General features: G+C 44.6%; 10 protein-coding genes. 9 read left to right on the forward strand and 1 reads right to left on the reverse strand.

Annotated features, from left to right (window positions below; genetic code table 11):
* Nucleotides 1–38 precede the first annotated feature (38 nt).
* Both clpS and RH949_RS24445 read left to right on the forward strand, forming a co-directional pair.
* Nucleotides 39–326 (forward strand): ATP-dependent Clp protease adapter ClpS, encoded by a 288-nt coding sequence (clpS, locus tag RH949_RS24440; protein ID WP_044208648.1) that lies wholly within the window; start codon nt 39–41, stop codon nt 324–326.
* 64 nt (nt 327–390) lie between these two features.
* The gene (locus tag RH949_RS24445; protein WP_006102636.1) at nt 391–1,167 is read left to right on the forward strand and encodes a CPBP family intramembrane glutamic endopeptidase; all 777 of its coding nucleotides are present in this window, start codon (nt 391–393) and stop codon (nt 1,165–1,167) included.
* A 47-nt stretch (nt 1,168–1,214) separates the two neighbouring features.
* Here the strand turns inward: RH949_RS24445 and RH949_RS24450 are convergent, their stop codons facing one another.
* Complete coding sequence (locus RH949_RS24450; protein ID WP_044208548.1) at nt 1,215–1,442, reverse strand: DUF3134 domain-containing protein; 228 nt, start codon at nt 1,440–1,442, stop codon at nt 1,215–1,217.
* A 63-nt stretch (nt 1,443–1,505) separates the two neighbouring features.
* On the opposite strand from RH949_RS24450, the gene RH949_RS24455 reads away from it, so the two are divergent.
* The 7 genes from RH949_RS24455 to RH949_RS24485 all read left to right on the forward strand — a co-directional run.
* Complete coding sequence (locus RH949_RS24455) at nt 1,506–2,090, forward strand: PAP/fibrillin family protein (RefSeq protein ID WP_446356800.1); 585 nt, start codon at nt 1,506–1,508, stop codon at nt 2,088–2,090.
* Nucleotides 2,087–2,890, forward strand: a complete 804-nt coding sequence (locus RH949_RS24460; protein WP_446356802.1) for a PD-(D/E)XK nuclease family protein — start codon at nt 2,087–2,089, stop codon at nt 2,888–2,890. The genes RH949_RS24455 and RH949_RS24460 overlap by 4 nt, the downstream gene beginning before the upstream one ends.
* A 536-nt stretch (nt 2,891–3,426) precedes the next feature.
* Nucleotides 3,427–3,852: a hypothetical protein gene (locus tag RH949_RS24465; RefSeq protein WP_006102682.1), complete on the forward strand. Its 426-nt coding sequence runs from the start codon at nt 3,427–3,429 to the stop codon at nt 3,850–3,852.
* A gap of 71 nt (nt 3,853–3,923) precedes the next feature.
* Entirely contained in the window at nt 3,924–4,607 is a 684-nt protein-coding gene (locus RH949_RS24470) for a ComF family protein (protein WP_446356804.1), read from the forward strand.
* Between the two features lie 532 nt (nt 4,608–5,139).
* The gene (locus RH949_RS24475; protein WP_006105399.1) at nt 5,140–5,733 is read left to right on the forward strand and encodes a hypothetical protein; all 594 of its coding nucleotides are present in this window, start codon (nt 5,140–5,142) and stop codon (nt 5,731–5,733) included.
* A gap of 200 nt (nt 5,734–5,933) precedes the next feature.
* Nucleotides 5,934–9,152, forward strand: coding sequence for a DNA polymerase III subunit alpha (gene dnaE, locus RH949_RS24480; RefSeq protein ID WP_446356807.1), 3,219 nt, complete (start codon nt 5,934–5,936; stop codon nt 9,150–9,152).
* A 762-nt stretch (nt 9,153–9,914) separates the two neighbouring features.
* Nucleotides 9,915–10,157, forward strand: a 243-nt coding sequence (locus RH949_RS24485) for a hypothetical protein (RefSeq protein ID WP_446356809.1), incomplete at its 3' end; no start/stop codon positions are given.

Raw genomic sequence — 10,157 nt, forward strand, 5'->3', positions numbered from 1 at the left:
TTTTTTGTAAACACTTGAACGAGAGGGAGATTCTAGCCTTGTCTGTGGAAACAATTGAAAAGCGTTCAACATCAACTGTTCGGAAACCCGCACCTCGCTATCGTGTTTTGCTCCACAATGATGATTTCAACCCGATGGAATATGTGGTGCAAGCCTTGATACAGACGGTGCCAAGTTTGACTCAGCCGCAAGCGGTCAATATTATGATGGAAGCCCACAACTCAGGAATTGCTCTAGTCATCACCTGCGCTTTGGAACATGCAGAGTTCTATTGTGAAACGTTGAAGAATCACGGCTTAACCAGTACGATTGAACCGGATGAATAGGGAGACGTAAGTCCTGAACATTTTAAGACAAAACCTCCCGAAATTAGCTCAATACCCAGCACCTGTGCGGCTGGGTTTGTTTGTTTTTACCCTAGGACTATTTTGGTTACCCTTAGCTGCGCCAATCTACCTTTTGCTTGATGACTCAAACCTCGTCACTATTCTAACGATGGCGTTATTGTTTGGGGAATTTTTAGGGCTACTACAAGTTTGGGGACGCTTTGTTTATGGAGAACCTCAACTGTTAAAGCAGTATGGGTTATACATCTCTCGGCGCAATGGAATAGACTGGCTCAATGGATTAAGTATTGGTTTATTATTTACCTTAAGTTTGTTTGCGTTAGAGGGGGGATTAGGATGGCTAACGTTTCAACCTCCTCCAGAACAATTGGGGCGGATTATTTTAGAAGGATTGGTTAGCGCTTTGGGTATTGGCTTGGCTGAGGAGTTAGTCTTTCGGGGTTGGTTATTAGATGAGTTGGAGCGAGACTATTCTCATAAACTATCTCTTTGGGCAGATGCGCTAATTTTTGCCACACTGCATTTTCTCAAACCCCTCGGAGAAATTATTCGCACGTTACCAGGATTTCCAGGATTAGTGCTGTTGGGATTAACTTTAGTTTGGGCAAAACGAGGACAAGGGCGTTTGGGTTTACCCATTGGGTTACATGCGGGGTTAGTTTGGGGCTATTACATAATTAATGTGGGACAACTGGTGCAGTATTCGGGTCAAGTGTCTCCTTGGATAACCGGAGTAGATAGTAACCCGATCGCGGGAGTCATGGGGTTAGCCTTCTTGATGGTGCTGGCTTTGTGGATCAGGGCGCGGGCTGTGAATTAAGCGATCGCGCCCTAGCGCCCCAGTTGCTCCTATTCTATGCCCGTCCGTTAATCTTCATCTAGATCATCATCTTCCTCGTCATCATAGTCATTATCATCAGCACCCATCAATTCAGTGATTTCCTCTTCATCATCACCGCTCTCCTTCTCGCTCGGATCACGCGCCAGCAGACGATTCGTTGATTCTAACCACTCTAAAACTGAGGTTTCACGGGGAACGGAAATGACTGGAGCCAGTTGCTCACGAGATTCTTCACGCAAAGAAGGATTATACATAATAAATTTCAGTAAGTTGATAAAAATGATACCATATTTAACGGTGGATTGTCAGGACTACAGATGGTTAGCAAAGCCACGTTATTAGAAGCGATCGCGGGAAAAAATCGGGGGTTATTGGCAACGGACACTGAAAAAACAGCGATTTTGGCAGCCGTTGCCCAATTAGAAGACCGCAACCCTACGCCACGTCCACTGGAAGCGCAGGAGTTGCTGGAAGGGAACTGGCGATTACTCTACACAACCAGTAGCGATTTGTTAAACCTGGGTCGGTTTCCCTTGTGGCAATTGGGTCAAATTTACCAATGTGTTCGCACCGCCGACGCTAAAATTTATAACATTGCCGAGGTTTCCAGTTTGCCTTACTTAGAGGGAATTATCAGTGTAGGAGCGCGGTTTGAACCCGTTTCCCAACGCCGCGTTAATGTCAATTTTGATCGGTCGGTTGTCGGATTAAAACGCTTAATTGACTATAAATCTCCGACTAACTTTATCCAGCAAATTGAAACGGGTAAGAAATTTAAGGCGCTTGATTTTAATATTGAAAGTCGAGAGCAACGGGGCTGGTTGGAGATTACCTATCTCGACGAAAATCTGCGGATTGGACGAGGGAATAAAGATAGTGTATTTGTCCTTAGCAAACCATGAATGCTCAAAGTACAGCGGTTTCCCTAACTCGCTTATCCCAAGGACAACTCAATCTGTTAGAAACCTGTCCGCGTAAATTTCAACATATCTATGTAGATCAGTTCGGAAGTCCTGTTTCACCGGATCAACAAGAACGTCTGACATGGGGAAGTTACTTTCACCTGTTGATGCAACAACGAGAACTCGGATTACCGATAGACTCGTTGCTGAAGGATAATCCCCAACTCAATCATTGGGTTACGGCGCTCATGGATGCAGCACCAGAGGTATTTGCCCGTCATGCTCAAACCTTTCGGGATGCTGAACATTGTCGCACGGTAACGATGCAAGGCTACTTACTAACGGTTATTTACGACTTATTTATTGAAGACGAAAAAAGCGCCCAAATTCTCGACTGGAAAACGTATCCTCTACCGACAAATCGTCATCGGTTAGCCAAAGACTGGCAAACTCGTTTATACCGATATGTTTTGCTTCAAACCAGTGATTATTTGCCTGAGCAAATTTCTATGACGTACTGGTTTGTTAAATCTCAACCCCGTCCCCAATGTCTTACGTTTGCCTATGATAGAGTACAACATGAGAAAACGAGAGCGGATTTAACTGAGTTGCTGACTCGGCTATCCGGATGGTTACACCGCTATCAAAATGATCATATCCCGTTTCCCCAAGTTCCCATATCAACGGGTAAATGCGGTAACTGTAGCTTTGCGGTGCGCTGTCAGCGAACTGGGGAAAGTGCGGTTAGCCAAGATAATTTATTACCCAATTTGACTGATATTGAGGAAGTATCAATTTAAAGAGAACAGGGAACAGGGAATAGGCAATAGGCAATAGGCAATAGGCAATAGGCAATAGGCAATAGGCAATAGGCAACACCTCGACCCTTCGACAGGACTTCGGCGTGAGCGCGGCAACTGAGCCTGTCGAAGTTCAGTCGAACGCTTCGCTCAGTAACACGCTCGGTGTGTCTTATGCAATAGAAATTTTGTCTCCCATCTCCTCTGCTGCACCCGCGCACCTTAGCACCTCCGCCCCCATGCACCCCGACTGGTGATTCCGGATAATCATTCGTTTATGAGTAGGTATAAACATAAAGCCCCCTAACTTGACGAAGTATTGGGAGTGGAAGACTAGCAAACGAACGAGGATCTAATGGTGCAAGATCTAATGAGTTAAACGATTGTAATCACTCTGTTGAAGAAAAAAACAAGTATTTCATCTTGTACAAATAATTATTAAACCAGGCTTCAGCTTCTACCTGTTTGCATCCAGCTCTAATTTTTATAGATGCTGGAATAAACCTGTTTGTAAATCGGTAAGGGTTATAACTTCAATGATTACAACCAATATTTGGCTGGTCTTTAGTGTTTACCTGATTTATGCGTTAATTAGCATCCCCCTCTTTTTTATAACATCGGGCGGATGGATGTCAATTTTCTTCTACATTGCGTTTGCCGGATTGTTTTACACCACAACTACAATCTTTTTGTTTTTTAGTGCGACGGCTAGAACAGCCAAAAGGCGAACCAAGGTAAAAATTAAAGGAAGTTTTTTGCCCAAGATAATTGGATTACAAACGTTTGTAATTCTCTTCAACTATGGAACTTGTGGAGATACGATATGCTATCAAGGTTTTTTGCCTAACCTTTTGGAAGAAGCGAGTTTTCCGGTGATTTTTACACCCCCCTTTATTGTCGTTTTACTTGCTCTTTTGTTGTATTTGGCGTTTTTGTCGATGTTTTTATTAGATGTCGCTTAAGGACTTTGGGAACGCTAGAAGGAAAATTAAAGTATAATTAGACTCTGAAGGTCATCGCCAGACAAGACGCAATGAAACGAGGAATCGGACAGTTAACGAATAGCATACTGTCTTTATTCCTAAAATCAAACTGTCCATTATGCGATCGCGCCACGGATGCTGAATTGTGTCAATACTGTCAGCGTCAGTTACAGCGCTGTCAACTGAAGCATCCGAGTCAATTTTGGCAAGGGGATTTACCCGTCTTTGTCTGGGGACATTATGGCGATACTCTTAAACGGGCGATCGCGGCGCTAAAATATGAGAATCATCCCCAGTTAGCCCGTCCTTTGGGATTCTGGTTGGGGGAGGCGTGGCTAAAATCGACGGCGGCGCAGCAGAGGAAAAAGTTAACGGTGATTCCGATTCCGATTCACCCCAGCAAACGCCAACAACGGGGATTTAATCAAGCTGAACTCCTTGCCAAGAGTTTTTGTCAATTTACAGGGTATCAGTATCAGCCCCACGGTTTAGAACGGGTTCGGGAAACTGAAGCCCAATTTGGCTTATCTGCAAAAGAGCGATCGCAAAATCTTACGGAAGCGTTTGCTGTGGGTAAGTGCTTTGGCAAACGTTCACATCATTCACCCGTACTGATTTTAGACGATATTTACACCACAGGCGCAACCGCCCGTTCTGCCACAGAAGTGTTACGCCAGCAAGGAATCGCCGTGTATGGTATTCTTGCGATCGCCTCGTCTAAACAGGGACGATAGACGAGATGGGGAAGATGGGTTTGTAGTAGGCACTTTAGTGCCAGAAGCGCTAAAGCTCAATTCCTCACGACTCTTCCTATTGTAGGCTCTCGCGCACTGCCGAAGGCAATCGCCAGACTTTTTGAAGAGCCACATATACATATAGTAGGGGCACGGCAATGCCGTGCCCCTACAGGTAGCTTTTGTAACAAAGCCTTGACGCTGGAGTATCCATCCTTCAATGTGCTAAGATAATCCAAATTAAACCGAAAACTCTTAGCGCCACTCAAAGCTGTTACCGCAGCTCTGAGCAGCTAACCCCCAAACTGACCAGACCAGTCTGGAAGCTAGAAGAAATAGTAACACTCCTCTAGCCACTCCGACTTCTTATGGCAACTTGTGCGGGGTGGCTAAGATTTTGGGTCAATTGATTTAGGGTTGAGGATTTGGGCGTTTTTCCAGGCAAAAAAGCCGAGATTGCCAGAAATCCAACATCAACTGTCCTAAATCAAGCCAACGCTACCGCTCATGCCCAAATTAGGAGTGATTTACCATGTCTCGGAACTTAATCACGGCTGGAATAATTGATCCTCGCCAATTTTCTCTGGACGAAGTACGCCATCAAGTCGCTACATTTCTTAACATTCCCCTCCAGCAAATCGATCGCGTCGAATGCTGGCATCACCAAATCTGGGTCAAGCTAGTGGAATCCCGTGCTATCTTTGTCAGTTATCGCAACTTGCCCCTTTGGATTGAGGCGGGATTAGCCGCGATTGGGCGCTGTACCTCTCGTTCCCAGTTGGATGAATTAGGGGAAATCTTCCGCCGTGAACGTGACTGGTATGATCAGCATGAGCAACCAGAAGCCGTGCAACCCTGGCGTCAGGCGTGGGCGCAACAGGCTGAATCCCTGAGAAACGAGGAAGAACGCCTCAAACCCATTCGTACCCATCAGCAAGCCGGACAGGATTGGTATGGGGCTTGGAAACGGGTACTCTACTGTTGCCGAGATTTTAACCGACTTCAGGGATTAGTCGGGGAAATCAATCAACAAAGTCAGGAGTTTCAGGATTTACCTGAGATTATGCAAAAAATGCAGCAATTGTGGCATCAGCGCTGGCAAGATCTATCGAGTGCGATCGCCTAAACCGTAGGGGCTTGGTTACCAAGCCCGTACCAAGCCTACGGGGGGTGTGACTACATATAGGGTGTAGTTGGATGATGTATCCTTATATGTGGGGTAGCCAGGGTCAATCTGGATGCATCGGGAATGCTATTAGACCCGTCAGCTTACCATGGATGTGAGCGATCGCACCCCTTAACGGAATCCTTATCTCTCTTTGTCCTATGTCCTTCGTCGGTCTACATATTCACAGTGACTACAGCTTACTTGATGGCGCGTCCCAGCTACCGCAACTGGTGGATCGGGCGGTGGAATTAGGAATGAGTGCGATCGCACTGACGGATCATGGGGTAATGTATGGCGCGATCGAGTTGATTAAAGTCTGTCGGGGGAAAGGGATTAAGCCGATTATCGGCAATGAGATGTATGTGATTAATGGGGATATTCAAGATAAGACGAAGAAGAAACAGCGCAAATACCATCAAGTTGTCTTGGCGAAAAATACCCAAGGCTATAAAAATTTAGTTAAACTGACGACAATTTCTCATCTGAAAGGAATCCAAGGAACAGGAATTTTTCAGCGTCCTTGTATTAATAAAGAATTCCTCCAACAGTACCGTGATGGATTAATCGTCACCAGTGGTTGTTTGGGCGGAGAAGTCCCCCAAGCGATTCTCAAGGGTGACGTGCAAAAGGCACGAGAGCTTGCCCAATGGTATAAAGAGGTTTTTGGTGACGATTATTATCTAGAAATTCAAGATCATGGGTCAATTGAAGACCGGATTGTTAACGTAGAAATTGTGAAAATTGCCCGTGAGTTAGAGATTAAAATCGTCGCCACCAATGATTCTCATTTTATCTCCTGTTACGATGTCGAAGCCCACGACGCCTTACTCTGCATTCAAATAGGGAAATTAATTTCAGAAGAGAAGCGGATGCGCTACTCCGGAACCGAGTATCTCAAGTCCGCCGAGGAGATGGCACAGCTATTTCGGGATCATTTGCCCGATGAGGTGATCCAAGAGGCGATCGCGAATACATTAGAAGTCGCGGATAAGGTCAAACGCTACGACATTATGGGGGAACCACGCATCCCCAATTATCCCGTTCCCAAAGGTCACAGTGCTGATAGTTACTTAGAAGAAGTTACTTGGGATGGATTATTGGAGCGCATGGGATGTCGTTCTCGCAGTGACATCGATCTCGTCTATAAAGAACGGCTGGAATATGAGCTGAAAATGATGCAGCAGATGGGATTTTCCACCTACTTTTTAGTCGTATGGGATTATATTAAATATGCCAGAGATCAGAAGATTCCTGTCGGTCCAGGACGAGGTTCGGCGGCGGGTTCTTTAGTTGCCTATTCTCTGAAAATTACTAATATTGATCCGGTGCATCATGGGCTTTTATTTGAGCGCTTTCTCAATCCGGAACGAAAATCTATGCCTGATATTGATACAGATTTCTGTATTGAACGCCGGGATGAGGTCATTGAATATGTCACCCACAAATATGGGGCAGATCGGGTGGCACAAATTATTACATTTAACCGGATGACATCAAAGGCAGTATTAAAAGATGTCGCCAGGGTTTTGAATATTCCCTATGGGGAATCAGATCGGATGGCAAAAATGATTCCGGTTTCACGGGGAAAACCCACTAAGTTAAAGGTAATGATTTCTGAGAAAACGCCTACACCAGAGTTTAGAGATGCTTACTTAAATAACCCCGAAGTGCAGCGCTGGCTGGATATGGCAATCCGGATTGAGGGTACTAATAAAACCTTTGGCGTTCACGCGGCGGGGGTGGTAATTTCGTCCGAACCCTTAGATGAAATTGTTCCCTTGCAGGTGAATAATGAGGGAGCGGTGATTACTCAGTATTTTATGGAGGACTTAGAATCCCTCGGACTCTTGAAAATGGATTTTCTAGGTCTGAAAAATTTAACCACGATTCAGAAAACGGCGGAATTGATTCGCCAACATCAAAATATAACGTTAGATCTGGATCAGTTACCCCTGGATGAACGTAAGGCGTTTGAGATTGTGGCAAAAGGGGAAATCAAGAAAATACCTGATGACATAAAACAGACTTATACGGTTTTAGAGAAGGGCGAGTTAGAGGGAATTTTTCAATTAGAATCGTCGGGGATGCGCCAGGTGGTGCGGGAGTTGAAACCGTCGAGTATCGAAGATATTTCTTCGATTTTGGCATTGTATCGTCCGGGACCTTTGGATGCAGGTCTGATTCCTAAGTTTATTAATCGGAAACATGGAAAAGAAAAGGTTGAGTATCAACATCCGCTATTAGAGCCAATTTTAAAAGAAACTTATGGGACGCTTTGTTATCAAGAGCAGATCATGAAAATGGCTCAGGATTTGGCGGGGTATTCCCTGGGTCAAGCGGATTTGCTACGCCGATGTCTGAGTGGTTCAACGGAGATTATTGATGCAGAAACGGGGCGTTTAGTGTCTCTCAAAGACATTGCATCCAAACCTGAGTATTGGTTGGGACGAGAGGTGTTGTCTCTGGATCAGGTAACGCAAAAGATTACTCAGCAACCGATTAGTGAAATTCACCCGAACGGCGTGCGAGATGTTTGGGAAATCATCACGAAAACCAATCGTAAAATTAAAGCGACAGCGGATCATCGTTTCTATTCACTATTAGGATGGCAGCCTCTGGATCAGTTTAAGGTTGGTAGTCGGATTGGACTAGCTAAGATATTACCACTGACTACCGAGAGTGATATATCAGATGCTCAAATTAAGCTAACTGCTTATCTAATAGGTGATGGTCATCTTTCGACAAAGAGTCCTTATCGAGTCCAGAATTTTGCCACGGCTTTGCAGGATAAAGCACTGATGGCAATTGCGGAATCCGATGTATTCTGGGATGAAATTGTCTCGATTGAATATGTTGGTCAAGAGGAGGTTTTCGACTTAAGTATTTCCCAGACCCATAACTTGATTGCCAATGATTTTATTGCTCATAACTGTATGGGTAAAAAGAAAGTGGCAGAAATGGAGAAACATCGAGAGATTTTTATCGATGGGGCGGCAAAAAATGGTGTAGCAAAACGGATTGCGGAAGAGTTATTCGAGCAGATGATCCTATTTGCTGAATACTGCTTGAGTTATGATACACAGATTCTCACGGTTGAATATGGTGCTGTGGCGATTGGGGAAATTGTCGAAAAGCAGATTGAGTGTACGGTTTATAGTGTGGATGAGAATGGTTATGTTTACACGCAACCCATTGCACAATGGCATAATCGCGGTGAACAAGAGGTGTTTGAATATCTGTTAGAGGATGGTGCTACGATTCGGGCGACAAAAGACCATAAGTTTATGACAGATGAGGATCAAATGTTACCGATTGATCAGATATTTGAGCAAGGCTTGGAGTTGAAGCAGGTGGAGGTATTGCAACCTGTTTTTTAAGAGAGGGAAGCCGCAGCATTAACCAGCCTTAGGTTGATAGTCCATTTACAGGGGGAAGGGCTGTATTAACACACCATGCTACCGTTAAGGGCTTAGATTACCTTAGCCGCAACTGTAGCTTTTTAACTATTGTTTCTTTCTACGGAAGACCCGGACAAACCTAGCAGAGTATATCTGGCTCTGGTTTTGAGGATTGTCTATTGATGGACTTGTGCTAGCAAACGGTCTAGCCAGTAGGGTGGGTTAGGCGGGGGTTTAATCAAGACAATAACCCTTCAATAAAGTATCCGCCGTAACCCACCAATGTCTTGAGCAATGATGCATTATGAATGGTGCGTTACGCTTCGCTCTCCTCACGATGGCGTCGGGTTCTTCCAGACTTAGTGTGCTAAACTATCAGCTTTCAGAGTTTATAACGCTTACCAAATAAGGACTGTAGCGCCTGATTCCATTAAAACGACTTGAAATATGGGAAGAAATGCCTAAAGCTCTTACTATTCAATGTTCGGACTAATCAAACTAACAATTTAGCACCCTAAGTACAGAAGACCCCGGTTTTACCCGGTGCTAAATTGCTAAAACACTTGGATCGTAGGGGTTTATGTCCCTGCAGTACCCCTGAACGGGGGGACTTCAGTTTAAAGATTATGTGAAGATTAAGGACTAGGTTAGTAAAGATTCTGTAAAGATGATGCTTTAATTTAAATTCATGTTAGAGTCATCTGTATTCTATTTATGCGAGAAGCGAGGTTGGGGTAAAAAATGCTATTGGGAAAAACTGATAATGATGACAATACATTAATCGTTCCCTTCAATGTTATTACACCTAACCTAGAAGTATCAGCAGCGCAAGTCACTGATGGTGATGGGAATCCGGTAACATCGGTAGCTGCCGATGAAAGAGTAACTCTGTCTTGGACAGTATTAAATAGTAGTACCACGGCAACGGCAGGAGCCAATTGGTGGGATAGAGTCTATATTTCCCAAGATACAACCCTTGATAGT

This window comes from Coleofasciculus sp. A1-SPW-01, assembly GCF_040217205.1.
Taxonomy (GTDB): Bacteria; Cyanobacteriota; Cyanobacteriia; order Cyanobacteriales; family Coleofasciculaceae; genus Coleofasciculus; species Coleofasciculus chthonoplastes_A.